Source organism: Flagellimonas oceani (assembly GCF_011068285.1).
Lineage (GTDB): Bacteria > Bacteroidota > Bacteroidia > Flavobacteriales > Flavobacteriaceae > Flagellimonas > Flagellimonas oceani.
Genome location: NZ_CP049616.1, coordinates 3,757,801 through 3,784,193 on the forward strand (window position 1 = coordinate 3,757,801; position 26,393 = coordinate 3,784,193).

Consider the following 26,393-nt stretch of genomic DNA (forward strand, 5'->3'; position numbering starts at 1 on the left):
ATATGGAGCAAGATTACAAAGACCCGTTGGGTGAAGAATTAGATGTGGATAAATTAAAAAATGAACATTCAAAGCAAATTGTTTCATCAATTTCTGCTTTTGATAATACTATTAAGTTATTGAAAATATCAAATAACGATGATGAACATCAAGAATTTATTTACATAAATATTCTTCCTGATATTCCCAACAATCCAATAAACGATATACGTCAGGAAGAAAGTTTAGTAATCGTTACATCTATAAACAATCAGAATTTACCAAAAGTTTATGCTCTAAGAAATGATTTTCCTTTAGGGTTACCCCATACCAACATTACAAAAGATAAGCGACCTGTTAGCCTTTGTCTTTTTGAGGAAACTTTCGAAGAGTTAAAGCACAATTGGTCTGGTTCGGTGTTTTTACAATCAATAAAGAATTGGTTAGAATTGACTGCTATCAATGCATTACATCAAGAAGACCAGCATTTAGAACCTTTTATTATTGGCAATGGAGGAATGATTATGGGAAACAATACCCACAGGTTTTTTAGTAAGTTATCTGGGAACTTCTACAAAAGTACTGATGATCCTGTAAAAAAGAGTTTTCATAAAATATTTATTTCTATTACTCCTCTAAAAAATGGAGTCGTACATCAAAGGGTAGATAATCTATTTGACTTGATTGAATTATTTAATTCAAAAGGAGTAGATTTTAAGGCTTTTTTAAAGCCCAGAATATTAGAACTGGGGGAGCTAGGGTTAGGACTAAATAAAGACCGTGATTTCTGGGAAGCAACACTTTTCATAAATGTCCAAATTCCAATTATTAGATATGAAGACCAAACCGAGCCGACTTTTATATGTTTTAAAGTAGATTGTTCCTTAGGCAAAATGTTAAATATGTACGGGTTCGCAATCTTGGGCACTAAAGATATTCACCATACTGGTGAAAAGTTTTCTGAAGAAAACTTGAAAGCAATCGAGATTGAAATACTAAACCCAATTCCAGACCTAGACGTGGAGTGGGCAAGAAAATATAGCGGTACTGAAAATAGCAAAGGTATCGACAATAAAATATCATTGGTAGGTATAGGTGCTTTAGGTTCTCAATTTTTTATGAATTTAGCCAGAAATGGATTTGGAAGCTGGAACCTAATTGACAAAGATTTTCTACTTCCTCATAATTTTATCAGACATGCGTCAACAAATATTGAGAAACATACTTCTCTAAATAAGGCAGAAGCATTGTCCAAACAGGCCAATGAACTTTTGAGCGATAACGATTTTTCTAAGTCATTCCCTTTATCCGTTTCTAGTTTAGACAAAACCATATTAGAAGAATCAGACATAGTAATAGATATGTCCACCTCTATTGGAGTTGAAAGATATTTGGTAAATGAGATAGAAGGTCCTAGAAAATTATCCTCCTTTCTAAATCCAAGCGGTACTGATTTAGTAATGCTTACTGAAGACAATGAAGGAGTTTTTCCCCTAGATACTCTGGAAGTTCAGTATTATAAGGAATTAATACAAAACCCTAATTTAACTAATCACTTAGAATTTGAACAAAGTGGCAAAATAAGGTATGCCAGAGGTTGTAGAGATATAACTTCAAAGATACCGCAGGAGAATCTATCTATTTTCTCTGGTATTTCGGCAAAAAATTTCAAAAAAAAATTATCCAATAACACCGCAGATATTGAAATTTGGCGACTTGATGAATTACAATCTGTAAAGCACTTCAATTTTACCATAGATAATTGGCATAAAGTTTCTATTAGTGATTGGACTGTATTAATAAATGAGGACCATCTTCTGAATATAATTTCAAGACACAGAAATAATAAATTACCTAATGAGACTGGCGGTGTTTTAATTGGAACTGTCGATACTTATTACAAAAAAATATACATTGCTCACACCATTTTATCTCCTAAGGATAGTATTGAAAGACCTACTTTATTTATAAGGGGTATTGATGGTGTTTCTGGTGAATTGCAAAGAATAAGTCAAATCACAAACCAGAATCTTAAATATTTGGGCGAATGGCACAGCCATCCTAGACATTGTAGTTTAAATATGAGTGGGGACGATAAAATCCAATTCGCTGAGCTTACAAGAGAGGCTGAACTTAACGGCCAACCAGCGTTGATCCTTATTCTTGGTGACAGCGGAGAATTCCAAATATACCTTAACAACCTTAAAATCTAGTATATGAAAACAACAGAATACTATCTAAAAGCTAGGCTATTCCCTACTATAATTTGTGCTATTCCAATATTGACACTTTACTATTTTGGTTTTAGTGGGAAAGTAATAGATTTCATAGATTTCCTTAAAGGCTACAAATGGGTAAGTGATATAACTATTTCAATAGCTATAATTTACTTGATGACCCAGATAAACAGATTTGTGTCCAAAGAATTATTTCAAAAAGTATTTTTTAAAGATGAATTAAATATGCCTACAACCAATTTTTTACTTCATTCAGGCACTTTCTTTGCAGAAAGAACAAAAATAAATATTCGTGAAAAAGTTAAAGAAAAATTTGATATTGAGCTTTTTACTAAAAGCGAAGAAGATAAAAATGAACTGGAAGCCAGAAAAACTATTGTGAGTGCTGTTGCTCAAGTTAGGAATGCTACAAGAGATAATCATCTGTTGTTACAACACAATATAGAATATGGCTTTACTAGAAACTTGATTGGTGGTTGCTTAATTGCTGTATTGATTTCATTGCTAAATCTTTATTTTTTTAAAAGTGTTATTCCAAATTTATTAGCATTCAACATTAGTATTGGATTTGCTATTCTATACGCATTACCAATTTTATTCAGTAAGTATTTGATAAATCGTTATGGAAAGTATTATGCTAAGGTATTATTTGAACAGTTTTTACAGAATTGATTATGGACTTTAGTATTGATATGTTAGACCTAGGCAATGCAGATTGCCAAATTATTTGGACTAAAACCAATGGACAGGATTTTGTAACAATTATTGACGGTGGCAATCCGAAAGATGCTACTACAATTATTGCCCACTATGAGAAATACATTAAGCCCCATGTTATCAAAGATTGCCCTATACTTATAATAAATACCCATCCACACAAAGACCACATTGGCGGCTTGGCGGATATCGTACATTATTTTAAAAGTCAAATTGTGCGATTTTATTATAACGACCCAACCTTGTACATCGATGAAGCAAGGAGGACAGATATTCGAGGCCTCTACGAGTCCATTTTATATTCAAATAGAAAAGTCAAGAGAATAATGGAGTCACTACAAGATGTTGATGATTTAAAAATTGTTCTAAATCAATATAATATTGTACCATTAGAGGCATTTTCGGATACTCAACTAGACCATAACTTGTTTGAAATTGTTGGGCCTTCAAAAGAATTTTATTTAGAACAGCTTGACTATTTTACGAATATTAAATCTCTTAAATTTATGGGTCTTAATACTCTAAAAGAATCTGAAGTTAACGAAGTTGAAGAAGGGCTCATACCATGTAAGATTTTAGACGAAAAAAATGATTCTTCAGCTGAAAACCTAACATCGGTTCTCACAAAATTCACAGATTCAAGTGGAAGGAAATACCTTTTTACTGCAGATGCTGGAATTGATTCTTTTGAATCTGCTACACAGAATGGTTATGATTTAAAAAACTTACACATTTGCCAACTGCCACACCATGGTAGTAGAAGAAATATTAGTACCAATTGGGTATCCTATTTTAACCCAAATCATTTTTGGGTTTCCGCAAATGGGAGTGCAAAGCATCCAAGAAAAGCCGTTATAAGCTGTATCAAAAAGAATCTTTCTAATTGCAGTGTATATAGTACGCATAAAGGGGGAACAAAGCACATAAATTCTACATCAAATCTTTTTCCAAAAAGAAACTGGAATACTGCAAAACCTTTATAATTTTCAAGGTTTAACTGAATGCCGCACTTCAAAACTCTTTCATAACCCACTTTTCAAATAATCAATAATCCCCATCAAAATAGCCAATGCCATAGCCCTGATATTTTTTACATCCAAATAATAATCCGCTTCATGTAAGCTACCCTTAGATAGAACTGTTCATTTTTCTAAAACTTCATCATATTGAATAAAGGCACATTACTTTAACCGAACAACCATTTCTCTATCACCTCGCTTTTCTCGAAGCTCCACCAATAAATTTTCACGGCTGCCCAAGGTAAACTTGGGAACTACAAATACAAATCGCTCCCTTTGTCCAACCCTGACCGTTTTGGGCATTCCATACCTATAAAGTGGCTCCATGATAAGTTTTTGATAGGAAGATTTTTTTCTTGAATTTCCATGGGATTTAAAGATTTGGACAAAATCAACTTCAAAATCAATCTTGGATTTATTTTCGATTTCTAAGACAACATAGGTTTGCTTTCCAAAATAACCCACTTCGCACAATCGAAGAATGATTCCGTTCCTACGTTTGGATTTGAGCATTTTGGAACTTTGGTCCAAAAAGTAGTTGCTTGCCTCTTGGTACTGTGTCCTATTAGATTGGATACTATTTTGAGGGGAACATTTTTTCTCCCGGTTTAATGAATCCAAAAGTTTTATAGATGAAACACTTCCGATAGCATCATTCTCAGTTATAAAGCGATAACTTATCTTAAGTTCATCCCTATAGACTAAATAATAGGAATAGGCCAGACCGTCTCGGGTCAGTACCAAAAGGTTGCTATCGGTACCGGGATTCCCTTGTAAAAGTCCCAATCTTTCCAGTGTATCGACATTATAACCAAAGGTGTAATTCGGATGTCCGGTTACGGCCCTTTCAATTGGCTCTGGGAATATCATGGGCAATATATGGGTGTCGTTGATATACAGCGTGTCTGATTGGGCATTTAGTCCAAAAAGTGATAAGGTCAGTAAACTAAAAAGATATAGCGTTTTCATAGGTTTGAATATTAAGGTTTAAGAATGAGTTGATAGCCATCATGAATGGTCACCTTCACCGTTCGATTGGAACGTCTAAAAACTTGTTTGATACCGCTCACTTGAGGTATGCCAGGAAGGTTGATATCCTGGACGGCATCGTCCATCACTTCACGTGTGGCTTCTTCACGGTAACTGTTCTCAATATATATGCCTTCTCCACCATCTAACTTATCGTAGGCTTTCAAATGGATGGGGTGTTTACCGATATGGTCGATGGATACAAAGACCCGATTGGTTCTAAAAGAAACAAGGCCATAGAGCAAGGTGTTCCGTTTGAAGTACATCCCCTTGATTTTAACATCCTCCTTTAGCCGAAGTTCCAATCGGTTTTTGGCCCTTACCCGCTGCTCTCCATTGACCATGGCCAGGATTGCAACGGGAAGATGAACACTATCCCGCTTTATCGGTTGAGAAGAAAAAAAAGCAATATGGGCCGTTGAAAAGTGAATGCGTTCTTGTTCTGGTGTTATGGGAGGATTATGAGTTTCGGATTTTATTTCGCTCTCATTTTGGAACTCTTTATCAGGCTTTCGGTACATCCCTTCTCCATAATCGATACGTCCCTCCCTATAAATACTGTCAACAATACGCTGACGTTCCTTATCCTTAAATGTAATGTCATAGGCCCCCGTGGAGTCGACATACTGTTCTCCGTAAAGACTGGGTTTTGGTCTTTCCCGTTCTTCCTTGATGGCATCCACAGCCTCCAATTTGGAGCGGTACTCCTCAGGTTCTTCCGTCAATGTGGGCACCTTCGGCTGTTTTAATTCCCCGTCTCCCGATTCCTCCATTGATAGGGTGTAGAGCACTATAAACCCGAGCAAGCAGACCATCAGTCCTATAAACAACAATTTGTTTTTTTCCAGTTTCATGTTACTTTATTTGGTTTGTGGTTTTAGTTTTCGAAGGGAATCCTCATAGAAATCGATGATCAGCAATCCATGTGGATTGTGCGGAAAGTTCCGGTCCACATTAATGAGTTTCCCAGAAGTGTCCAATTGGTAGCGGTCGGTGACCGTGCCCCTATGGACCTCGAATAAGGTCCTTGCCCGAAAACCATAAGGCTCCGATTTTAAGTCCAACTCAATCTCCACTTGTTCAATCTGCTGTCGCAGGGAGAACTGCAACAAACGGTTATAGACCCCGTCCGATCTTTTCTGTCGATAGATGGCATCCACAGAGGCATCCCCCAACCTGAGCGCCTTTTCCAGATGATCTCTGTAATTGGTGCCATCAATCCCATAGAAGAGCCGATGGAAACGGTCGATATGGGTCAGGGCCTCCACTTCGCGTTTTTGCTGCTGGTCGACCAGTTGTAAGGGCACAATGGCTCCATCCCCACCTATAGCAAAAGCGGAGTTCAACAGTTTCTTTTGATAGTGGTACAACAGGCCCAAGGAAAGTCCACTGGTCAATAGACAGAGTATGACCACGGCCAAAACGATAAAACGGTTCAGGCGCAGTACGTCGGTAATATTTTTATATACTTTTTTCATAAACGTTTATTTGACTAATTAACTATATACCCTATGCACCTCCCGCAAAAAGTCGAAAAGTGAAGGTGGTCGCCCTTTTGTAGAGTTTGAACTTCAACAACACGATAAAGCCGATACCTGCAAGTTCGATCAAGGGAGCGAACAGCTCGCTGCCATAATCCGTCCCAAAAAGGTTGGGCCAAAAGTTGTCGATTACCTCCTGATAGAGCGTATTGACAAAAACATTGACCAAAAAGAAAGCCGGGACGATCATATACACCGCTGCATAGAGCCTGAAGAAACGGTACCCCATTTCACGGAATTTCTCGAAGACCGCCATACTGATGACCAATGGAAAAAAGGCCTGCATCACTCCAAGGATAAAATAGCGTTCGGCCAAAAAGAGCGGATAAATGAACAAGTCCAATATCCAAAGAACCACACTCCCCATCCAAGCAAGGGTCCGGAGTCCCAAAAAAGGAGTGGACAGCCATTCATATAGCAACCCCATGGCTTTGGACGCAGCATCCAACAATCCCGGTTCTTCGGTAACTTCGACCTCTTGAAGGGCGAGTGGCATAAGTTCCGGTGCCGTTTCCCTATACTGTCCCTCGATAGCCACCAATATGGTATCAAAAGTGGCCAATACTTCCGTGGAGAACAGTACTACCAGTACTACAGCAAAGTTCCGGACCAAATCGGTCGGGGTCAGCCCCCAGGTCAATCCTGTCCGGCTCGCCCCGCCCTCATAATATTTTTTGATGATGTTGATCAAAAAGAACAACACGGCCAAGGCCTTCATACCTCCAATGGTATAGGAGGCAAAACTGCTGTCCATAATGGTCTGGAAGACCGCATCCACATATTCGAGTCCCATAACGATGTCCTTTAATAGTTCAATTTTCTGTCCTTGATAAGGGTCTTCATTTTCCGAAAGGAGATCACCATGTCATATCTCCTTTTTTTGAGCTTGATATCGACCAACATCCTTTGGGATGCCTCACGTTGGTCCTCCAAAATCTTCAAGCGCTCCGCATCGCTCATGTTCAAAAAATCATTGCTGAGCACTTGTTCCATAAAATCCAGCTGATTTAATGAATGTTCCATGATGCCATTGAAGGCATTGGTGATGACCTCCACTTCATCCCCATGGATATAGGGAGAGTTCAATACTTCCCTTAGGTCGTCCCCGACCATCTCGAAAAGCTCTTCATTGTTTTTGGTGATATCCCTGACCGCTTGGTATTGCCTGACGGCATTGTTTACCTTCTCTATCTTTTCCCTGACGGCATTGAGCTCTTCTACCATATTTAAGAGTTCTGCGGTCTGCTTGGCGGATTCGATCAACTGTTTGCCCAAGGACAAAAAATTGGTGTTGTCATATACCGGCATCCCTTGGGCCGTAGCACGGCCGGGCAGTAATAGCGTGAAGATCAGCGTCAACAACAATGTCAAGAATTTTTTCCTGAAGAATCGGTCTTTATTTGTTTTCATTTTTTTGCTCTTTCTGATTGATAAATGCTTTAATGGCCAATTCCATATCATGGGTCTTTTCAAAAAGATTCATTATGGTCTGGTTTTCGGAGCCATCCGTGAGATAGGCGGCATAAGCCTCAGGGGGCACTTCCAAGCGGTAGATATTGCTCTCGGACCCAATCTTGATAAAGATCTCTGTATACTTGCGCTCTCCCTTAAGGTCGTTCTTTATGGAGCGGAGTTGGTCCACGTCATGGGAAGTCAGGTTAAGGCGGTCTCGCAGTGCCCCATATCCCTTTTCATTGCGCAGGCTATAGATGACCTGGGTATTCTCCAGAATGGTGGCCGAGGTATGGTTCTCCGGCAGTTGGTTGATGGACTGTAGGACAATGCCAATGGCACCGTTCTGTTTGCGGATGGCCTGATAGTAGAATTCAACACTCTCCAAGACATTGTCAAACTTGAGCTGTTTGGCGAATTCATCGAAGAGGATGATGCCCTGCTCCGATCGGTTCTGCCAAATTGTGCGCTGGATGGCCGATTTGATGAGCTTGAGCATGACCGAAAGTACCTCGCGGTTGTCCCTGACCTCGTCCAGTTCAAAGACGATCAGACGCTTGTCCTCCAAACGATGCGATTGGTCCTCCCCTGCTTTGAAAAGAAAACTGTAAAGGCCATCGCCAACATATTCGGAGAGGATATGCAGAAAATTGGTTAGGTTGAAATAACTGGAATCGATATCCAGTTCCTCCAACAGATTAACACGGTTGTCCTGTACGTACCGATATAGACCATCCAGACAATGTCCTTTCTTGACCCTTTCGTAATAGGAACGAAGTATTTTCTTGAGGGCCACTTCCTGTGCTTTGTTACTCCCTTCGCCGGGGACATAGAGTTCTATCAGAAAGTTTGTCAGATCTTCCAACCACTCTGCGGTGACAGCTTCGCCAGGGGTTTTATAAAAAGGATTGATGCCCAAGTTTTTACCGGGTTCATATTTAAGGATAATGTGCTGGTTCGCGTACAACTGGGCAAACTTGGCATAGCTTCCGCCCAGATCGATGATCACCAGTCGTACATTCTGCTCAAAATACTGCCGTAATATATTGTTGGCCAAAAAGGACTTGCCTTCTCCCGTGGGAGCAAAAATGGCAAAGTTCCGGGCCTTGATACGCCGTTTTTCCTCATCCCATACATCTTTGACTACAGGTATGTTTTCCAGACGGTCATTGAAAATGATTCCTTTTTTGTCCGAGCGATAATTCGTGGAATTGATCCACAAACAGAGCGCATGTTTTAGGTCGGTGACATAAAGGTCGGTATCCGCAAAATTGCTGGAAAACATGGGATAGCTGTTGAGCATATAATGGATGCGCGATTTGCCCACCGGACAGTAGGGTTTAATATCCAGTTCCTTGAAACAGGCGGTGAGTTCCGATAACGATCGATCCAAACGCTGCTGGTCCTTTGCCCAACAAAGCACGTTCAATTGGCCTCTGATGATAGATGCCGAATCATCTTGGTTGAGCTTGGAAAGGGTATCCGATACCCTATCGTACAGCATTTTGTTCCGGGATCCGAAATTGCTGCTCTTGGAGAGTTCCTCCAACCGTTTTTCAAGTTGTTTGCGCCATTTGTGCCGGTCATCCAAATGGATAATCTGGTTGACGATATGATTTCCAGGAAAGGCAAGCCCGCAACCGTCGATAAAGCCTTGGTGGAACAAGAAACCGTCCGCAGTATAATGTGGGTTGGGGCGACTGGTCTGCACGGTATCCCCAAAACAGGCTTCATTGTTCACGGCCATGGCCCCGAACCAATGCTCGCCGACCTGGACCTTTTTCTTTTCCAATACCATGTCCGTATCAAAACCTTCGTTGAATCCGTTGAAGTAGGCATCGGTGTATTGGATCATTGCGGCCTGGTTAAAGGGTAACAGTTTTAGTTTTGTGGAATTGTTGAGAAATCCAACGGTATCCCTAACCGATTTGCCGAACTCCTCCGCCCCTTCCCCTAGCTTTTCCGGTAACTTTTTGGATACCTTGGCAAAAGGATTAATCAGCGCGGAGCTATTGATGGCCCTGTTCTTGGGCCAGATAAAAAAGATCAGGCACTCATGGGAAAGATGTTCCCTGCCCTCAAAATGGTCTCTTGTGGCCTTGGCCAAGTAGGTGTCACTGGGCAATCGGCCGGCATCATAGGATGTTTTTCGATAGATGTCCTGCTTGTGTACCAACGTACCAATGGGGAGGGATTTCAATGCTTGGAACCAATGGCCATGCAGCTCCTCGAAATCCGACTCCGACAGGGAGTAGATCTCGGGCAGTTCCACCCTGTAGGCATAGACGATGTTCCCGTTGTTGGCCAATATCCTGTTCTGATCGACATCCAAAATGGGATAGCTTTCATGAAAGTTCATCGTAGTATTCATAAGGAGTTATTTTTTTGTTGGAGATACTATGCGGGAACCGTACCCCTATTTGGAGCATTCCCGGTGCTTGGGCCAGTTTGAGCAAGACCCCATAAAGCACTGCATTGACAAAGCCCACCCCAATAAGGAGCATCAAGCTAAAAGAGAAGATAATCGCCATGAGGGAGCCCACAATGGCCATCATCTGGAGGGCAAAAAAATCAACGGGCAATCCAAAGATCAAGGCGCGGACACGGATATTGCTATAGATACTATACTGTTTCATATCATCTTGTTGTTGGATAAAAAAGTTGTTTGCCGCCTAGACAACAATACCGATGAGATAGGTGAAGATTCCAACGACCGCCCCGGCAATGAGCACAAAGACGAGAACACGGGTGATCCCCTTCTTGAGGTCGGCGTTCTCCCCAAAGAAATGGCCCGCATTGAAAAGAAAGCCTATGAGGAAGATAACGCCCAGGATGATGGGGAAAATGGCCCGGATAGTATCCGAGATATCCGCGACGGAATCTTCAATACCCCCGATTTGGGGATAGCTGACCTGGGAAAGAAATAGTGCCAAACATAGCAATACTGATTTTTTAAAGTTTTTCATGACCGTTCGTTTTTTGATGGCCCCACGCCATTCTTCGGTAGTGGGGACCTGTTTGTGATAATTGATTGAAATGGCCCTTGAGCTTGTTTTCATCGCCCAAGAGGTTTTCCGATGTGGAATTTCCAGTGATATGAAGAAAAGGCTTCAAAAGTCACATTTTTTAACAGTTTAAGCTGTTAATTATTGAAGGATTGGCACCAGAATGAACAGTTCGTTGGAAATTGTTCAAACAAATGTGTTCCGATATGAAAATGTACCTATGCTCCCTAGTAATGTTTGTTTGCTGTTCACTAACAATGGCGCAAAAGCCCATTGTGGTCATCGACCCCGGCCATGGAGGTCCCGATTCAGGGGCAGTGGGGACAAACGGGATTTTGGAAAAGAAAGTGGTCTTGGATATAGCCAAGCGATGTCTTTTATTGAACCGTAGATTGTTCGGGGACAGTTTGGAAATCTACCTGACCCGATATACGGATACCTTGGTCCCCTTGGGTACCCGCACTAGGCTGGCCAAGGCACTTGGAGCCGATGTGTTTGTGTCCATCCATTGCAACCAGGCTCCGAACCATAAAGCGCAAGGTTTCGAAATCTTTTTGTTCCACAAAGAAGTGGACAGTGAATCCTATGCCGTTGCCAATAAATTGGCGTATTATTTACAAAGCAAATTGGGTATTTATGACCGTGGGGTCAAATATGCCAACTTCCAAGTTTTGCGCGATACATATGGACACTGTCCTTCCCTGCTATTGGAAACGGGGTTTATTTCCAATGGAGTTGAAGCCGAATTTGCCAAAAAAACAGAAAGTCAAACGGCAATAGCTCTGACCATTTTACAATCACTGATTAAAACGATTTATTATGACTAAAGCATTTCTATCTCTTGTAATTATGATTCGAGAACTATTATCTCGTATGGTCAGTTTCTTAATAAAGGAAATTAGTAGCCGGTCAAAAAAATAAATTATTAGGAGACGCTTTCGATAGAACTGTACTTTGAATTTATAGTCGATGACGCAATTAAGCTTTATTCGATCCTTTCACCAAATCATCTAGCTCTTGACACAACTCATTAAATTCATCTTTGATTTTAAACTCCTGTTCTGTCGACAAGAAACCAACTGGATGAAAGTCCTTAAAACGTAGTTTAAATAGATTACGTTCTTTATAAAACCAATCCAAATCCGATTCTACCGGCCTTCCGACAATAATATTAAATCCTATAATTGAATGGACTTTTTCATAGTACCTATTAGACACTAAAGATATATAAGTACTAACGAGACCTTCTTTATCTTTCTCATTTTGCAAATCCCACCAAGTAAAATAGTTTATCCAAGATGCTATGAAAACAGAGTGTTGGTCATTTTCATCTAAAGGATAGAATTCACAATCTTCTACATCATAAATTAGTTTACAAACGTGCTTATCTAATCTACAATTGTAATTATCTAAGTTCAGGGAACCTATTTCTAATTTTCTGTCATGTAAATCAAATTTAGAAGAATCGGTTAAATCCGAACTTATATCAATGTTGCTGCTGTAATCCATATCTTACCCTTTTAGAAGTGAATATAACTAAAAACAGCTATAATTAATGCCTCAACATAGTACACTTTGAAAAGTATAAGTTCAGTGAAAGACATAATATACTGTCCCAAGTTTATTTGCTAGACAAATCACAAGACATACATTTAATTTAACTTCCAAATTCAAACCATAATAATGGGGGTTTTGATCCATATGCCTCCTGAGATATGGTTGGAAAGCATAGCCCACTTTCTCGAACCCTAAAGTATAATGCTCCAGAACTCAAAAGATAATCGTGTTTGACCAGCCAATTCTCGGATACTTTCTCTTCTGTCCCTTTTCTACCCTTTATTATTTTACAAATCGACTGACAGGGTATGTCCCTTAGTTTTTTATCCCCTAACAAGGGCCGCAAACTATCCCCATAGGAAACCTCCCCCAGGGTTCCACACACCACAATATTGTCCTTTCCCTGCATGAGCAAGCGGTCACAATAAGATCGGACTTTTTGGGCCTGCTCCTTTCGTTTCCCACTAAGATCTAAATCCTGGCCATCCTGCTGGAACCTCGCGCTGATGATGGTCAATTCCTTCCCTGCCGGGGTTACCACCGTGTATTCCGGGCAGTCCATTTCAAAAAGATCTTCACCTTCTTGGTCTTGTTCATGGGCATGGGGCTGGAACCCGACAATCCGGTAACCGTTCCTGGTGAGGATGGCATGTCCCAGCCCTCTATTATCATTCCCTTCCGTGAAGAGCCACTGCTCAAAGGCACCATTTAATTTGGGACCTAGATAATTCCTGTTGAAATCCGATAGCGATGGTCTGTCCTCCACTTCCTGTAATACCAAAATATCTGGATCGGCCTCCGCAATGCACCCCACTTTGGCGCTCCGGTGCTTTTCATCCAAGGGATAGGTGCGGAGTTCCACCCAGCCGTTCCAACCGACCCGCTCCGTGGCCCTGGTCTGACGTTCCTCGCCCAAAGGTTTTACGTAAAGGTGACCACATTTTCTTCGCAGCGTTAAAAAAGGTTCGGTGGCCTGTGGACTGAAGCCCATCAAAAAGGCCAGTTCCCGCATCCTCCCCAAATCTTGGTGCTGTTTGTTGGGGTTTTTCAAAAGGGCCTGAAATTCCTCCATCCAATCCTGAAGGTTCTTGGAAGCGTTTTGCCGTAAAAAGGAAAGGTCCCTGTGAAAAAGGTTCTGGATGTTCATTGTTGCTATTCTCATGATTGTCGATTTTTGATTTTATTTTTTATCAGTGTTTTTTGTCCCCCGTTTGTCTTGGGCATTTTGGTCAAAGGCCACCAAATTGAACAGTTCCCGCATACGGCTCCGGACACGCTTGCCATAGCGTTCCTCCAGCTCCTCGGCATTCAAGTTGGTGGTCGCATGGGTGCGGAGGCCCGATTCCAAGAACAGCTCATGGCGGGACAGCAGTATTTCCCCGATGACATTACAGTCCTTCCCGAAATGTCGCCCCATTTGCTCCACCCCAATGTCATCAAAACAGAAATACTGCCCGTTGCCATAGTCCTCGATGATGCGATGGCCGACATGGTTAAACCCAAAGACAATGTTCCGTGCTGGGATGACCTTGTAAGGCTTATAATGCGGGGTGATGTGCCGAATCAATTTCATCAGGGTAGTCTTGCCACAGCCTACAGGCCCGGAGAGCAGGATCCCCTTATCGGGATCAATGCCCTGTTCTAGACAACTGGTACGATCACGGACCATATAATTGCACAGCTTCAACAGGACTTTATGGTCCTCGTGATAGAGCCTAAAATTGCGTCCAAACAGAAGTTTCCCTTTGGCTTCCATATAGGTTAGCACCTTGGAGAAATCATATTCGACCTGCTTCCCGTCAAACTCTCCCAGGGAATAGACCATGCCACCTTCCGTTATCTTAGAGGGGTTGCCCATAGTCCTTTTGTGTTTCGACCATCAAAGGATCCCGGGTTCTAAAAGGGACTTTGGAGGTGCCATTTGCTTTTTTTATTTCATCAGCCTTGAGCATCCAATTGTGCGCCGCTGCCTTCCAATCCACAATGGAAATCTTGCCCCCTATCTTCCAGCCAATGGCCTGATAATGGTTGAAGAACCGTTGGGCCTCTTCTTTTCCATATCCGTTCTCCCTAAAAAAATTTAGGACTTCCAATTGGCTTCTGGGCTTGGCTCCCAAAGAACGTTTGTTCGTTTGTTTTGTTTTCTTATATAAGGTGTCGGGTACACTGATGGGACAGTAGGTCCCAAAAATGGAACGGCTTCGTTCCATCACCGTACCGCTGGTGTCCCAATTTTGGGACAGTCCGACCCTACTGGAACGGGCCGGGCTGTTAGAAGGGGAATAGCTGATGTAGCCCATCGTATCCAATTGTTTCAACAAACGGTGGTAAGTGGACTTGGAACCGATCTTGGCCATCTTCATCAGTTCACTGCGATTGACCGGAAATTCCTCTGGAAACCGGTATAAATTCCAATAGAAGAACAGGGTCAGGTACAAACTGATATGGCCGGGACACAAACGCTCGTCCCCATAGATTTCCACCAAGGCCGCATTAAGGTGCTTGATGTAGTTCATACCATACCGTCTATGGATTCCACCTTGTTCTCCAGAATAATCTGGTCGATTTCCTCGGCATCATAAAAAAGGATGCCCTCAACTTTGTAGCTGGGGATGATGTTCTTGTTGCGCAAGCTCTGAAGGGTGCCGTGGCTTATCTCCAATCGATCCAGTACATCACTGGAGCGCAGCCAGTTCTTGGGCTGGGGATGGGTGTGCTCCACCATCAAGTTCTTGAACTCCTCCAAGAGTTCGACTTTGAATTCCATGAGGTCTTCCGTGGTAATGATCGTTGCTGCCATATGTTTGTGGTTTTTGGATAGGTATAGGACCTGTTGCGTCCTGGATTCCCTATCCGGGTTCGACCACAAAACTGAAAAACCTTTTTCGAAAAAATTCCCAAGTTGGTACCAACTTGGGAACGATTTTTTTGACATACAATTTGTATCGATTTAGGGTCATTTGTACTCTTGGGAGGTCCGAAAAAACTTGAAAATCGCAAAAAAGGGGCGCCAAAACCCTCGAAAACCAGAATTCCCAAGTTGGTACCAACTTGGGAAAAATTCGGAGTCTATTCTTCAAGGGATTCCATCCGCTGGTTGAGCATCTCGATGAGCCGGTCCAAGAACCGGGTCCGGCTGCTCTTACGGGAGCGGATATCGATAAAAGTGTGGTAGTAATTGCCCAGGTCAACATTGTAGAAGTATTCGAAATGGGAGGCCATTTCCTTGATATCAACAGTGCCCCCATTGATGCATTTGCTGGTATGCAGGGCATAGAGCAGCTCGATGAGATCGGTCTTGCTACCCGTCCAAAAAAGTTTTGAAGGCTTTTCCATAATAGTGTTCTTAGTAGGTTCCATATTGTTATTCAAATCGTCCACTTCCTTTCTGAGATAAACAATGAGCATATCATAGGCCATAATGGTGGCCACAGTACAGTCCTGACATGTGGAGAACTCATCATCGATCAAGAAGTGGAAGGATTCCAAGGGCATGCGCAGATCCCGGTTGCCCCGGACAAAATACTGTTCGTCCATGGACATGGCCCCACGCCGGTAATAGTTATAGAATTCCAAGTTGTCGTTAAAGAAGGTCTGCAGCTTATCGATTTGTTGCTGGAGATACTTGATCTGGGCCACATCCTTTCCCCTAGGGCGTTTGCTCTCAATACTGAAGAGCCTGATATAATAGATCAGCTTGCTAAAAATCTGGGGCTTGACATGCTTGAAAAAATAGATCTCGTCGGCCTGCGTCTCAAAATCTTGGCCCACAATCTGTTTTTGCAGTTTGCGGATACATTTTTCCACCAGTGCTATGCCCCTCTCCGCTTTGTAGAGGATATCGCCGTTTCCGCTCTCCAAGGCCTCTAATTGGCCCTCAAATTCCGATAGCAGTTTTTGATATTTCATTTTAGCTAATCTTTACTGGTCTCCAAAAGCTTGCTGTGGTCACGACCCATCGTTTTAATGTTTTGGGAACTTTTGAACTGGACATCCTTCAAATCGGTCCAATCGGTAACAAATCAGTTTTCTAAATTTGAACTCCTTACCACCATTGGTGTCAAACCGCACTTTTTCAAACTAATCAAAATCCACAAAGTTTTCTATTGAAAGGGAAGCTTGGGCCTAAAAAAATCCTTTACGGATATGTTTTTTTACGTTTTGGAGCCTATTTTGTTAAAAAAGCAGATTTTTCTTGTTAAAAATATTTTCAGAAATTTTTTATTTTAAACGCCCATTTTAAAGTCGCAACGGATGAAAAGAATTGTGGAAACCGAATTGGCCACCATGTGGTTGGGTGATGATATCCTCTTTTTTGTTTGGAAAGAGGGTATTTCCATTGACCTTTCTGGAGCCAAAAAAACGGTGGCCCGCCGTATGTCACTGCAACGGGGGAAACCCTACCGCATCCTTTGCAATATCAATGGGGTCAGGCATATCGAAAAGGATGCCTGGCACTATCTATCCGGAGAAGGTGCCGAACTGGTCGAGGAACTGATTCTGGTAGCGGCCACGCCCCTGGAACAGGTCTTCTCCAAATACATTTCAATCCGAATGCGTTTGGCGCCCATCAAAGTGTTCCCCGACATGGAAACGGCCCGTAAGTACCTATTGTACCGTCGATAGGTAGCGTATACCGTTTCCGATGGTTTATGAATCCAAAAAAAGGAAACGAATATGGACAGCCCGGAAAACAAAAAAAGATTAGAGGATATCTACAACCAATTGGTACATATCGCCAATGGAAACTTCTCCTACCAAATCCAACGAACGAACAAAAACGATGCACTGGAGGCCCTGACGTTTTTGGTGAACACCACCACCGAAGAACTCAGGGACGCCTTTCTGCACCAAGGCTTTATCAAACTCCACAACTCCTATGAAATGGTCGTTCAATTGTTCTTTGAACTGGATGAAATAGGCCAGGTCACTAGGACCAACCCAAGGGTCGAAACACTATTAAACTACAAAGAAGGGACCTTGAACGGTCGCCCATTTGCTCAACTGCTGGACAAAAGCTCAAAAAAGGGATGGAAAAAACTGTTGAAGGCATCCCCTAAAGATCGGGTTTGGGAACTGACCCTTCGGGTATCATTTTTAGAGCAATCGGGGCTCCAGCTCCCCGCCCATTGTCATGTGATCTATTTCCCAGAGCATTGGAACCATGAGGGAACTTTTATGGTGACCTGTTTTGAACTGATCAAGAACGATGAAACGGATCAGGGGTTACTTCAAAAGAAATTGAAAAAACAATTACAGGCCCATGGCCTTTTGCCCCGACCAGAAAAAACGGAGACCCATATCCTCCACGCCATGGATATGGATAACCTAAGGAAGGCCGAACGATATATTATGGATAACCTGGATATGCCGCTGCCATCAATCAAAGAGCTGGCCCATATTTGCAACACCAACGAGTACAAGTTCAAAAAGGGATTCAAGGAGCTTTTCGGCATGACGGCCTTTCAGTATCAAAAATATGAACGGCTCAGAAAGGCCCATATCCTGATAGAGCACTCCAACAAGACCATCCTGGCCATTGCCAAGACCGTAGGTTTCAAAAAGGGGAACCACTTTACACGGGAATTCAAAAAAATGTATGGTTACACGCCGTCCCTACTGCGGAAACTTTCAAAATAATCCTTCTCAGAGCCTAAATAATCCCTTAGAGATCTTTGGACCCTTTTACTTTTATCATTGTAAATCAAATCCTTACAATGAATACTGGTATACTCATAAAAAAGCGTCAAGCCGTAGTGGAAACCATCTGCTATCTCTACAGCATACTTTTCCTGTATACTGCGAGCAGTAAACTCATGGGACTATCTGACTTTAAGCTCCAATTGGGCCGCTCGCAGCTCTTGGGTCCCTTCGCCGAGTGGATTGCCTGGATCGTGCCTCTTCTTGAGATTGTTCTCGCCATCCTGCTACTGACCAAAGTATATCGGCTGGTTGCCCTCTACGGGTCTCTTATACTAATGTCCCTTTTCACGGGCTATATCGTTTGGATGCTGCGTTTCAGTGACCATATCCCCTGCTCCTGCGGTGGGGTCATATCCTCCATGGGCTGGGAAACGCACCTCGTGTTCAATGCCTTTTGGATCGTCCTGGCATTGATCGGTATCGTGCTCATGGAAAACACAAGAAAAAAATCAACGTCGAAAAACACTGTGCAGTGAAAGGGGAAGCCGAAAACCTTAGAAAAAGAGTAGGCATTCATATCTAATTCTTAATACTATGAAAACTAAATTTTTAAAACTTGTTTTACCGGCCTTTGCCATTCTATTGGCGGTCGGTCTGGCCTTTGCCACCGAGAGCAATACGGTCAGTCAAGTGGCGTACTATCAAACGTCAAGCGGGGTCATGGAGGTGACCATAGGGGACGACTGTGAACCTAACGGCGACATCAGTTGTACCTACTTCGGCAATCAATTATATGCCGAACCTTCCCTGTCCACACCATTGGGCAGGAACCCATAGTTCCTTGTCACTCGTAGTAGAAAAGGTGCCCCTCACAGGGCACCTTTTTGACTAATTCAAAAAATAAATGAAAACAAAAATTACTCTTTAGTTGTTGAAAACTGCCATCCCCCACTGGAGATATCGTTTACATTCTGCTATTTGGTTTGTTGACCCATTGATATGTTTACAACGAATCCAATCGGGCCAAGCAGTGCTCCCAATGCCCTCTGGCATCACTGTCCTTTTCCTTTTTTAACTTGCTCCTGATATCCCCCCTTAATTTCACCAACTGCGCCATCAACAACCCTTTGGAGTAAGCGGTATAATCAAAAGCTTTCATTTCTGCATAGGTATGATGAGCGTTTTGATGTACCGCCATAATGGCCCGGTCGATATAATAGGATTGGATTTCTTGTCTTATCCGTCCTACTTTGGGAGAACCTTCATACAGTTCCCTGAACAATCCTTGTTGCAATTCCGATAGATACCATTCAAGTGTGCCTTCAAAGCCCTCAAGCGTTTCCATATATTCAAAGCGCTTAAAGCGTCGCGTCCGCAATAGTTCGTCCACCGACCGCTGTTGGAATTCGACCATTTTGTCGGGAAAGGTGGAATACTCCAGTTTGGGAAGGAACTCCGGGGCAACCAACCATTGCGGTGGATTCAGGGCATTGGCATGCAAAAAGTCCATGGCCTCCTCCTGCATGGCCAAAGGGATTGGCGTGAACATCTTGCCAGGGGTACTGATGGGCTTGTACCGAATATCGTACCCGCCTAGCAAAGAGGTCACATAGAGCATATGGTCTTTCCAATGTTCCAGTAATCTTCCATATAGATTTTCCAATCTTCTAATGTCCTTTTGGTCCTTTACGACGGTCGGCATCAGGCAAATAACACGTTCCAAGTTCTTCAGGGCCAACTTGGTACTCTGGACGGGATTATTCGTATCCACTACTTCATTGGCCGTAGCGGGCCCAAATACTTCTGCTTGGCTTTGATTGAACCTAAACCAGGGAATGGAATCCTGCATCCCCATAATACGCTCCAAGGCAAAGTCCTCCTCCTGCTCTGACATTTCCTCTGGGAATTCAGTGTAGCCCCATTGGATTTGGTACCGGTCCATCGGACCTACTTTTTGGATTAACAGTTCAGGGGGTACACTGTCTGCCGGTTGAGCAATACTGTTTTCCCTGGAATAATTCATTACACTTGGGGTATGGCCCATGGTCTTCAGCCACTGGATATCGGACATCTTTTCGACGGGATAGGCAAACTCCCCATAGTTACTGTCAAAAAGACCAAAGGCGTGACCCGCCTCATGGGCGGCAATCCTTTGAAAAAGCCTTCCCGTAAGTTCTTGGGGAAAAGGCAACGACTGGGCCCGTTTGTCCAAGGGCGCGCAACGAATGAAATAACGGTCCGTAACATTTTCGACCGACGCTCCTAGATAGATGTCAGATTTGAGGATTTCACCGGTCCTGAAATCAATTATATGGGATACAGTACCACCTGACTCATCAAAGCCGCGCAAATATTTGGAATCGCCCCAATCCACATAGGAGGTATGGATACTATGGGCCTCCCATTCCGACAAGCTGTCCGTTTCCTTGACCACTATGGCATCCTCGAACCCTGCAGACTCAAAGGCAGGCAGCCATTCTTCGATACCTGCCCTCACATAAGGTCTCCACTGTTCGGGAACATCTGGCGGTATGACAAAGGTTATCGGTTTAACGGGAACGCTCAGTTTCCGATCCTTGTGTTTTTTCTCCAATCGCCACCGAGCAATATTGGCCACACTGTTCTTGGGTTCACCATTATCGATACCACTCCGGTCCTCGTTGAAGAATCCCATGCGATAGTCATAGTTCCTACCTTTCATCAGTTTCTCGGGAAGGGCCGCCAATCCAAAAAATACTGGAAAGGAAACTCTCGAACCTTCGAACATCAAACCACGTCGGGTCTTGATGACTACCTCGTTGTGAAAATCCTTCGAGCCCTGTAACAGGCTCAACTGAGGCACCAAGGTTTCCGTGAAGCCCTTGGTCCACTCAATGATATTGTCCATTACCAAGGAAGTGATATTGATGCACAGGTCCCCTTGCTTGCACATATCCTTTTCCAAGGGGAACATGGCCAAAATATTATCCTTTAAGGCCTTGTGGTGCCTTACAGGTAAAATGATTCCAGCAGAGGACCTTACCCTAGGATGTTTTAATAGCACCTTGTCCCCCTCCAATGACCAAAGCACCTGTATATACTTATATGCTTTTCTATAGTCATAGCGGATAAAGAGCATAGGGTTCTCCAGCACCTCCCTCGGAATATTGAGATAGAGCTCCCCCTCCTCCATAAAGGAGGTCAGAAACGTTGACCCTGTTGTGGAAGCTAGCACTTCATCCTCACTTATGGGGTTGGTTTTCGGTGTTTGGGAAAATCCCCCAACCGTCATAAAAAGCCATAGTATTATTACGAGTTTTTTCATTGATGTCATTTTTATTGAGGAGACCAAGGCTTCTGCTGGAAATGCCCTGGCATCCTCTCTTGTTCACAATTATCAGTATCCGGCATTCTGCGGCAGTAGATTGGGGTTGATCTCCATCTCGGTCTCCGGAACGGGCAACAACAGGTCGGTATCCTGCCACCCTGGCTTGATACCTTCCAATACGGCACTGGCCTCTCCAAAGCGTTTCAGATCGAACCAACGATGCCCTCGCTCCGTGAACAGTTCCATCCGCCGTTCCTGCAATACAGCCTCCGATAGTTCCCCTTGTGTTCCTATAGGGATATCCGGTAGGCCTGCCCGATTGCGGAGCGTATTCAAATCACTTGCTGCACCGGAGAGGTTGCCCAATAGTGCTCTGGCCTCGGCCCTAATCAGGTATTGTTCCGCCAAACGCAGTACAATTGAATATTCCATGGACTCCGTCTGGGAAAAATCGGCCTTGTATTTATGGGCGTAGAACAGGGTCAGTGTATTATCGGCATTGGATATGCTTTCCGTCCAAAAAGCTTCCCGGAGATCGCCTTCCTCAAAACTGTCCATGAATGATTCGGTCAGTGCATAGGTCTGGCCTGGAACCGCCTGTATAATCAATCGGTTTGCCTCTTGGGTGTTCCTAGGGGCCTCGCCCGGCTTCAATTGCCAAATGGTCTCGCCCGAATCCTTTAGAAAGACCCTTTCCAAATCGTCTTCCAGATCAAAGGCTCCTATCAGTTCGGAGGCCATGGCTTCAGCATTCGCCCAATCCCCTACATACAGGTACATCCGGGCCAATAAGGCCTTTGTTGCATACTGGTCGGGGATGGTGCGTTCCGACGATGGATTTTCCATACCTTCCAATAAAGCCACGGACCGTTCCAGATCGGTTATGATCGCTTCAAAAACTTCCGCCTCTGGGCTACGTGATACAGTATTGTTTGCCTGATAGTCCACCGTGGTGATATACGGGACATCACCGAACAACTGCGCCAAGAGACTATGGATATAGGAGCGGACGATTAGGGCCTGTCCTGTAAATAGGGCCTTTTCCTCCTCGCTCAGGGACTGTGATTCTTCCACACCTCGAATGATATCATTGGCGCCGTAGATCAGCTCATAGCCATTGGCCCACCATTGCCTCACCAATTCATTGCCTGCCAAGAGATTGTGTTGGTAGAACTCCGTGTTCTGCACTTCGAATCCATAATAATCCAGTTCGTCCGCATAGATGCCCAAGGCCGTGGTCAGGCCAAAACTGCCCGATACCATGCCCTGTTCCCGCATCCCGAAAAATAGGTTGGCCATGGCGGAGCGTACCGTGGAGGCTTCATCGAATACCGTTTCCGCGACCAAGGTATCCTTGGGCGGTTCCACTTCCACAAAGTCCGTACAGCCTACCATACCCAGACTCATGAGCAACGGAAGGATTTGAAGGTTGAGCTGTTTTATGAGTGCTGGAAGACCATGGTCTCCTGCGCTCCTGATTTTGTTTATTCGTTGTATCATATCTAATTTTTTTATGGTTAAAAGTCTACATGCAGTCCAAGGGTGATCTGCCGCAGTTGTGGCAGTCTAACGTTGGAAGGTTGTTCAGGGTCAGGTCCCCAATACTTGGTCCAAGTCCATAGGTTCTGTCCCTGTAGGTAAACATTCACCTGCATGCCATTATCCAACCGGCCCAGCCCATAGTTCAGGGAAATGTTCCGCAAACGAACAAAGGAGGCATCGGAAAATGCGGCATTGCTCAATTGCTGGAAGGTCCCGCGGTCCACATCCGGGGCGAGTCCCCCAGAAGCTCTTTGAATGGGGGCCATATCCCCAACTTCTTGCCAACGGTCCAAGAGTTCGACCGGGGCGTTCCCACGAAAGCCTGGGGTAGTACCAAAGGCCAATTGGTCAAAAGCTTTCTGCTTTTTGAACTGGAAGAATACATCCAAGGATAGTTTGCCATAGGTAAGGGTATTGCCCAACCCGCCATAGAAACGCGGGGCCCGGTCCTCTATGAACTGTCGGTCCTCCAGACTACTGATATTCCCATCCCCATTGTAGTCCTCAAAGGTGTAGAGGCCCGTCTCCGGATCCACGCCAAGGGCATTGTAGAGCTTGACAATGGTCAGTGGCTTGCCGATCTCATAGCGATTGGCAAAGGGAGAAGATTCCAGACCGTCGAAGCGCAATAATTTGTTCCTCGGCACCGTAAGGTTGACCCTTGTGGACCACTTTAATTTGCCATTTCTCAGATTGATGGTACGAAGGTCCACCTCTACCCCAGAATTCTCAACGGTCGCATCAAAGTTGCCTGTCAATTCGGAAAAACCGGTGGTGGCCGCCAAGGGGATGCCGACCAACTGATCGGAACTACGATTGCGGTACCATGAGGTGTTTAGCAATATGCGGTCATTGAAAAAACCGAACTCCAACGCTGCCTCCAGCTTACGGTTGGATTCCCATCCAAAAAGTGGATTAAAAATGCCCGTGGGTTCCAATATGGAAATCCCATTATAATCAAATCCGGTTACGCTATAGGTATCCAAGAACCGGTAATCACCGACATTGTCACTGCCCGTGGTTCCATAACTACCTCTCAATTTTCCAAAGCTCAATATCGAATTGTCCCCAAAAAGGGATTCCTCACTAAAGAGCCAGGCCAGACCCACGGCCCCAAAGTTCCCAAACTGCCGGCCGGGACCAAAACGGGAGGAACCGTCCCTACGACCGGTCAGATTGAGAATGTAACGGCCCATCACCTTGAGGTTCACCCGACCGAAGACCGCATTGTAGTTGTACTCACTTTCCGTATCCGTCAGCACTTCCAAGGTTTCGGCAGCGGATAGGTTAAAGATCAAATCCTCATTGGGAAAACCTATCCCACGCTGCACAAAACCCTCGGTGGTCTGTTGTTGTAAGGTGGTCCCTATCAATACATCCAGGGCTGTCCTGCTCCACTTTTGTTTCCACTGGAGTTGGGGTTCCACAATCCATGAGTCCCGTTGGGAAACGTTGGTGGTAATCGAGGAATAGTTCTCAGGGGTCAGTCCCAAACTCGGGTTACGTGCACTGCTGGGCAGGGTCCGGTAGGAATCCAAGCGATAGGTATTGTAGCCCAGACTGGTTCTTAGTTCCAAGTTGGGCAATAGCTTATAGGAAACCAAGGCATTGGCAATTAGTGTATTCACCTTGGAGACATAGTCCTCCTCCAGAGCGGCAAAGGGGTTGTTCCAAGTGTTGTTTTCCCAGTTCAACCGTCCCTCTTCATCATAGATTTCTGGGGCATTGGGCTCCAAGGTATAGGCCAGTCCCGTGAAATCCCGCTGTGGCAATCGGTTTCGTTCATTGGAATAGATGGTGGACAGGTCGATCTGGAAACGGTCGTTCTCCGAGCGGTGGTTCACCTTGCTCTGTACCGTTGCCTTTTTATAATTGCTGTCCCTGGGGAATACCGTGGTTTCCTTTAAATAGCCGCCGCTGATCAAGAAGCTGGTCCGTTCATTGCCCCCTGATACCGAAAGCTGGGCATTGTTGCGATAGGACGTACCGCCAATGAGCACCTTCTGCCAATCCGTATATCGTGAATTGTCCCAGCTTTTGAGGTCCGGAAAGAACAGATCAAAATTGGGGTCGTTCAAAAAGTCCCCGAAACCGTCATTGATAATGCCTTCCCTTCGGATTTCCAAATATTGTTGGGTGTTCATCAGTTCCAAAAAATTGGAAACCTGGCCCAAGGTGGTACTGAGGTTGGCACTGAAGGTTGTCCTGCCCGCTTTTCCACGCTTCGTGGTGATCAGTACTACCCCATTGGCTCCCCTCGACCCATAGATGGCCGTGGCATCGGCATCCTTCAATACCTCGATACTTTCTATGGTTGTAGGGTCGATGGCATTGAGCGGACTGATGTTTCCTCCCAGAATCCCACCCGAGACACTGCCGGAACCTAGGGACTGGGAGCCAAAGGGTACGCCATCGATAATGTAGAGCGGGTCGCTGACCCCATTGATGAAGTTCCTGCCCCGTACCTCGACCTCGAATCCTCCACCGGGGACACCCGTATTTTGGACGATATTGATCCCTGAAAGTTGTCCCTGCATGGCAGCCAAGGGGTTGCCCACGGGCTGTTTCTCCATGGTCTCGGCCTTGATGGTGGCGATGTTGCCCGTACGTTCCTTTTCGGATACGGTGTAATAGCCCGCATTGAGAACTACTTCCCTCAATTGGGTGACATCTTCCTCCATTTGGACGTTGACCACATTCCTTCCCTTGATGCCAACAGTCAAAGGTTTAAAACCAATGATTGAAAAGTACAAGGTATCGTCAGGATTGGCTTGAATGGTAAAGGAGCCATCAAGGTCGGTGATTGTGCCCCGTTGGGTGGCCTCTACTTGGATGCTTACCCCGACGAGAGGGTTTCCATCAGAGTCCGTAACGGTGCCGGTGACCATAGCTTGGGGAGGTGGGGCCATGGCAGCCTCCAAGGTTTCTGATGGCCAAAGGGCCAGCAGCATGTTAATGATTAGGAACAGGGAAAATCTGTTCGCATTTATCCGTATTATCTTCATGATTTTGAGTCGTTTGATTTTAACCGTTAGTGTTAATTGAATCGTGCCTCTGGACAATTGCTACCCTGTCCGGAGGTTTTTTGTTTGCACTGCCCCCGAAGTCCCGACAATGTCGTAACTTACCTTAGGGCATTTTGGTTCGGGCATAGGCCATCCTGTCCAAGAAACAAGTGCTCTTGGAAATGGGATTCCTAATGGAATAAGACTATGATTTCGTGATTGGGCCGGTTGCCCGAAAAATATATATGTCAGTTATGGGTCAGAAGAATAAATTTAAACCGAAAAATAAGTAGCGTAAAACCCATAACGATAGTCCTTGGTTATACGGGATTCTTTGGCTTTTTCTTAAAAAGGATGTCG

25 protein-coding genes are annotated in these 26,393 nt (G+C 44.2%); 8 read left to right on the forward strand and 17 right to left on the reverse strand.

Features of this window, described 5'->3' with window-relative positions; all coding sequences use genetic code 11:
- Positions 1-2 precede the first annotated feature (2 nt).
- Genes GVT53_RS16985 through GVT53_RS16995 form a run of 3 tightly spaced genes read left to right on the forward strand, consistent with a single transcriptional unit; the run spans position 3 to position 3,916 of the window.
- On the forward strand, positions 3-2,192 hold the full coding sequence (locus GVT53_RS16985; protein ID WP_166249680.1) for a ThiF family adenylyltransferase: 2,190 nt from the start codon (positions 3-5) through the stop codon (positions 2,190-2,192).
- Between the two features lie 3 nt (positions 2,193-2,195).
- Entirely contained in the window at positions 2,196-2,888 is a 693-nt protein-coding gene (locus GVT53_RS16990; RefSeq protein ID WP_166249681.1) for a hypothetical protein, read from the forward strand.
- A gap of 2 nt (positions 2,889-2,890) precedes the next feature.
- Complete coding sequence (locus GVT53_RS16995; protein WP_166249682.1) at positions 2,891-3,916, forward strand: ComEC/Rec2 family competence protein; 1,026 nt, start codon at positions 2,891-2,893, stop codon at positions 3,914-3,916.
- 198 nt (positions 3,917-4,114) lie between these two features.
- Here GVT53_RS16995 and GVT53_RS17000 read toward each other — a convergent pair whose 3' ends face one another.
- The 8 genes from GVT53_RS17000 to GVT53_RS17035 are packed head-to-tail and all read right to left on the reverse strand — an operon-like array spanning position 4,115 to position 10,940.
- Positions 4,115-4,921: a DUF4138 domain-containing protein gene (locus GVT53_RS17000; RefSeq protein WP_166249683.1), complete on the reverse strand. Its 807-nt coding sequence runs from the start codon at positions 4,919-4,921 to the stop codon at positions 4,115-4,117.
- An 11-nt stretch (positions 4,922-4,932) separates the two neighbouring features.
- Positions 4,933-5,835 carry a conjugative transposon protein TraM gene (gene traM, locus GVT53_RS17005; RefSeq protein WP_166249684.1) on the reverse strand — a complete coding sequence of 301 codons (903 nt, stop codon included), beginning with the start codon at positions 5,833-5,835 and terminating at the stop codon, positions 4,933-4,935.
- A 6-nt stretch (positions 5,836-5,841) separates the two neighbouring features.
- Positions 5,842-6,459: a conjugal transfer protein TraK gene (locus tag GVT53_RS17010; protein ID WP_166249685.1), complete on the reverse strand. Its 618-nt coding sequence runs from the start codon at positions 6,457-6,459 to the stop codon at positions 5,842-5,844.
- A 31-nt stretch (positions 6,460-6,490) separates the two neighbouring features.
- Positions 6,491-7,315 (reverse strand): hypothetical protein, encoded by an 825-nt coding sequence (locus GVT53_RS17015; protein WP_166249686.1) that lies wholly within the window; start codon positions 7,313-7,315, stop codon positions 6,491-6,493.
- An 11-nt stretch (positions 7,316-7,326) separates the two neighbouring features.
- Positions 7,327-7,932, reverse strand: a complete 606-nt coding sequence (locus GVT53_RS17020) for a conjugal transfer protein (RefSeq protein WP_166249687.1) — start codon at positions 7,930-7,932, stop codon at positions 7,327-7,329.
- Positions 7,919-10,345: a TraG family conjugative transposon ATPase gene (locus GVT53_RS17025; RefSeq protein WP_166249688.1), complete on the reverse strand. Its 2,427-nt coding sequence runs from the start codon at positions 10,343-10,345 to the stop codon at positions 7,919-7,921. Before GVT53_RS17025 ends, GVT53_RS17020 begins: the two co-directional genes overlap by 14 nt.
- Entirely contained in the window at positions 10,320-10,610 is a 291-nt protein-coding gene (locus tag GVT53_RS17030; RefSeq protein WP_166249689.1) for a hypothetical protein, read from the reverse strand. Before GVT53_RS17030 ends, GVT53_RS17025 begins: the two co-directional genes overlap by 26 nt.
- Positions 10,611-10,646: 36 nt before the next feature.
- Positions 10,647-10,940, reverse strand: coding sequence for a hypothetical protein (locus GVT53_RS17035; protein ID WP_166250523.1), 294 nt, complete (start codon positions 10,938-10,940; stop codon positions 10,647-10,649).
- Positions 10,941-11,236: 296 nt separating this feature from the next.
- On the opposite strand from GVT53_RS17035, the gene GVT53_RS17040 reads away from it, so the two are divergent.
- Entirely contained in the window at positions 11,237-11,806 is a 570-nt protein-coding gene (locus tag GVT53_RS17040; RefSeq protein ID WP_166249690.1) for an N-acetylmuramoyl-L-alanine amidase family protein, read from the forward strand.
- A gap of 151 nt (positions 11,807-11,957) precedes the next feature.
- Here the strand turns inward: GVT53_RS17040 and GVT53_RS17045 are convergent, their stop codons facing one another.
- The 6 genes from GVT53_RS17045 to GVT53_RS17070 form a co-directional block, all read right to left on the reverse strand.
- The gene (locus tag GVT53_RS17045; protein ID WP_166249691.1) at positions 11,958-12,488 is read right to left on the reverse strand and encodes a hypothetical protein; all 531 of its coding nucleotides are present in this window, start codon (positions 12,486-12,488) and stop codon (positions 11,958-11,960) included.
- A gap of 148 nt (positions 12,489-12,636) precedes the next feature.
- Positions 12,637-13,698, reverse strand: coding sequence for an endonuclease/exonuclease/phosphatase family protein (locus GVT53_RS17050; RefSeq protein ID WP_166249692.1), 1,062 nt, complete (start codon positions 13,696-13,698; stop codon positions 12,637-12,639).
- An 18-nt stretch (positions 13,699-13,716) separates the two neighbouring features.
- Positions 13,717-14,394: an ATPase gene (locus GVT53_RS17055; protein WP_166249693.1), complete on the reverse strand. Its 678-nt coding sequence runs from the start codon at positions 14,392-14,394 to the stop codon at positions 13,717-13,719.
- Positions 14,378-15,052: a hypothetical protein gene (locus GVT53_RS17060; protein ID WP_166249694.1), complete on the reverse strand. Its 675-nt coding sequence runs from the start codon at positions 15,050-15,052 to the stop codon at positions 14,378-14,380. The genes GVT53_RS17055 and GVT53_RS17060 overlap by 17 nt, the downstream gene beginning before the upstream one ends.
- The gene (locus GVT53_RS17065; RefSeq protein WP_166249695.1) at positions 15,049-15,336 is read right to left on the reverse strand and encodes a helix-turn-helix domain-containing protein; all 288 of its coding nucleotides are present in this window, start codon (positions 15,334-15,336) and stop codon (positions 15,049-15,051) included. Before GVT53_RS17065 ends, GVT53_RS17060 begins: the two co-directional genes overlap by 4 nt.
- A 269-nt stretch (positions 15,337-15,605) precedes the next feature.
- Positions 15,606-16,445, reverse strand: a complete 840-nt coding sequence (locus tag GVT53_RS17070) for an RteC domain-containing protein (protein ID WP_166249696.1) — start codon at positions 16,443-16,445, stop codon at positions 15,606-15,608.
- A 345-nt stretch (positions 16,446-16,790) separates the two neighbouring features.
- Here GVT53_RS17070 and GVT53_RS17075 point away from each other — a divergent pair, with 345 nt between their 5' ends.
- Genes GVT53_RS17075 through GVT53_RS17090 form a run of 4 tightly spaced genes read left to right on the forward strand, consistent with a single transcriptional unit; the run spans position 16,791 to position 19,016 of the window.
- Positions 16,791-17,162: a DUF7793 family protein gene (locus tag GVT53_RS17075; RefSeq protein ID WP_166249697.1), complete on the forward strand. Its 372-nt coding sequence runs from the start codon at positions 16,791-16,793 to the stop codon at positions 17,160-17,162.
- 51 nt (positions 17,163-17,213) lie between these two features.
- Positions 17,214-18,176 (forward strand): AraC family transcriptional regulator, encoded by a 963-nt coding sequence (locus tag GVT53_RS17080; RefSeq protein WP_166249698.1) that lies wholly within the window; start codon positions 17,214-17,216, stop codon positions 18,174-18,176.
- Between the two features lie 35 nt (positions 18,177-18,211).
- Positions 18,212-18,715: a MauE/DoxX family redox-associated membrane protein gene (locus GVT53_RS17085; protein ID WP_240905072.1), complete on the forward strand. Its 504-nt coding sequence runs from the start codon at positions 18,212-18,214 to the stop codon at positions 18,713-18,715.
- Between the two features lie 58 nt (positions 18,716-18,773).
- Positions 18,774-19,016 (forward strand): DUF6520 family protein, encoded by a 243-nt coding sequence (locus GVT53_RS17090; RefSeq protein WP_166249699.1) that lies wholly within the window; start codon positions 18,774-18,776, stop codon positions 19,014-19,016.
- A 166-nt stretch (positions 19,017-19,182) separates the two neighbouring features.
- On the opposite strand, the gene GVT53_RS17095 is transcribed toward GVT53_RS17090, so the two are convergent.
- The 3 genes from GVT53_RS17095 to GVT53_RS17105 form a co-directional block, all read right to left on the reverse strand.
- Complete coding sequence (locus tag GVT53_RS17095; protein ID WP_166249700.1) at positions 19,183-21,483, reverse strand: zinc-dependent metalloprotease; 2,301 nt, start codon at positions 21,481-21,483, stop codon at positions 19,183-19,185.
- A 72-nt stretch (positions 21,484-21,555) separates the two neighbouring features.
- Positions 21,556-22,986 (reverse strand): RagB/SusD family nutrient uptake outer membrane protein, encoded by a 1,431-nt coding sequence (locus GVT53_RS17100; protein ID WP_166249701.1) that lies wholly within the window; start codon positions 22,984-22,986, stop codon positions 21,556-21,558.
- Between the two features lie 17 nt (positions 22,987-23,003).
- On the reverse strand, positions 23,004-26,033 hold the full coding sequence (locus GVT53_RS17105; protein ID WP_166249702.1) for a SusC/RagA family TonB-linked outer membrane protein: 3,030 nt from the start codon (positions 26,031-26,033) through the stop codon (positions 23,004-23,006).
- Positions 26,034-26,393 lie beyond the last annotated feature (360 nt).

Coding starts and splice junctions, on each gene's coding strand:
- GVT53_RS17025 (WP_166249688.1), bottom strand. CDS start 10,345: ATGAATACTACGATGAACTTTCATGAAAGCTATCCCATTTTGGATGTC.
- GVT53_RS17065 (WP_166249695.1), bottom strand. CDS start 15,336: ATGGCAGCAACGATCATTACCACGGAAGACCTCATGGAATTCAAAGTC.
- GVT53_RS17060 (WP_166249694.1), bottom strand. CDS start 15,052: ATGAACTACATCAAGCACCTTAATGCGGCCTTGGTGGAAATCTATGGG.
- GVT53_RS17095 (WP_166249700.1), bottom strand. CDS start 21,483: ATGAAAAAACTCGTAATAATACTATGGCTTTTTATGACGGTTGGGGGA.
- GVT53_RS17010 (WP_166249685.1), bottom strand. CDS start 6,459: ATGAAAAAAGTATATAAAAATATTACCGACGTACTGCGCCTGAACCGT.
- GVT53_RS17105 (WP_166249702.1), bottom strand. CDS start 26,033: ATGAAGATAATACGGATAAATGCGAACAGATTTTCCCTGTTCCTAATC.
- GVT53_RS17045 (WP_166249691.1), bottom strand. CDS start 12,488: ATGGATTACAGCAGCAACATTGATATAAGTTCGGATTTAACCGATTCT.
- GVT53_RS17015 (WP_166249686.1), bottom strand. CDS start 7,315: ATGGGACTCGAATATGTGGATGCGGTCTTCCAGACCATTATGGACAGC.
- GVT53_RS17035 (WP_166250523.1), bottom strand. CDS start 10,940: ATGAAAAACTTTAAAAAATCAGTATTGCTATGTTTGGCACTATTTCTT.
- GVT53_RS17100 (WP_166249701.1), bottom strand. CDS start 22,986: ATGATACAACGAATAAACAAAATCAGGAGCGCAGGAGACCATGGTCTT.
- GVT53_RS17020 (WP_166249687.1), bottom strand. CDS start 7,932: ATGAAAACAAATAAAGACCGATTCTTCAGGAAAAAATTCTTGACATTG.
- GVT53_RS16995 (WP_166249682.1), top strand. CDS start 2,891: ATGGACTTTAGTATTGATATGTTAGACCTAGGCAATGCAGATTGCCAA.
- GVT53_RS17030 (WP_166249689.1), bottom strand. CDS start 10,610: ATGAAACAGTATAGTATCTATAGCAATATCCGTGTCCGCGCCTTGATC.
- GVT53_RS17090 (WP_166249699.1), top strand. CDS start 18,774: ATGAAAACTAAATTTTTAAAACTTGTTTTACCGGCCTTTGCCATTCTA.
- traM (WP_166249684.1), bottom strand. CDS start 5,835: ATGAAACTGGAAAAAAACAAATTGTTGTTTATAGGACTGATGGTCTGC.
- GVT53_RS17040 (WP_166249690.1), top strand. CDS start 11,237: ATGGCGCAAAAGCCCATTGTGGTCATCGACCCCGGCCATGGAGGTCCC.
- GVT53_RS16985 (WP_166249680.1), top strand. CDS start 3: ATGGAGCAAGATTACAAAGACCCGTTGGGTGAAGAATTAGATGTGGAT.
- GVT53_RS16990 (WP_166249681.1), top strand. CDS start 2,196: ATGAAAACAACAGAATACTATCTAAAAGCTAGGCTATTCCCTACTATA.
- GVT53_RS17050 (WP_166249692.1), bottom strand. CDS start 13,698: ATGAGAATAGCAACAATGAACATCCAGAACCTTTTTCACAGGGACCTT.
- GVT53_RS17075 (WP_166249697.1), top strand. CDS start 16,791: ATGAAAAGAATTGTGGAAACCGAATTGGCCACCATGTGGTTGGGTGAT.
- GVT53_RS17070 (WP_166249696.1), bottom strand. CDS start 16,445: ATGAAATATCAAAAACTGCTATCGGAATTTGAGGGCCAATTAGAGGCC.
- GVT53_RS17000 (WP_166249683.1), bottom strand. CDS start 4,921: ATGAAAACGCTATATCTTTTTAGTTTACTGACCTTATCACTTTTTGGA.
- GVT53_RS17080 (WP_166249698.1), top strand. CDS start 17,214: ATGGACAGCCCGGAAAACAAAAAAAGATTAGAGGATATCTACAACCAA.
- GVT53_RS17055 (WP_166249693.1), bottom strand. CDS start 14,394: ATGGGCAACCCCTCTAAGATAACGGAAGGTGGCATGGTCTATTCCCTG.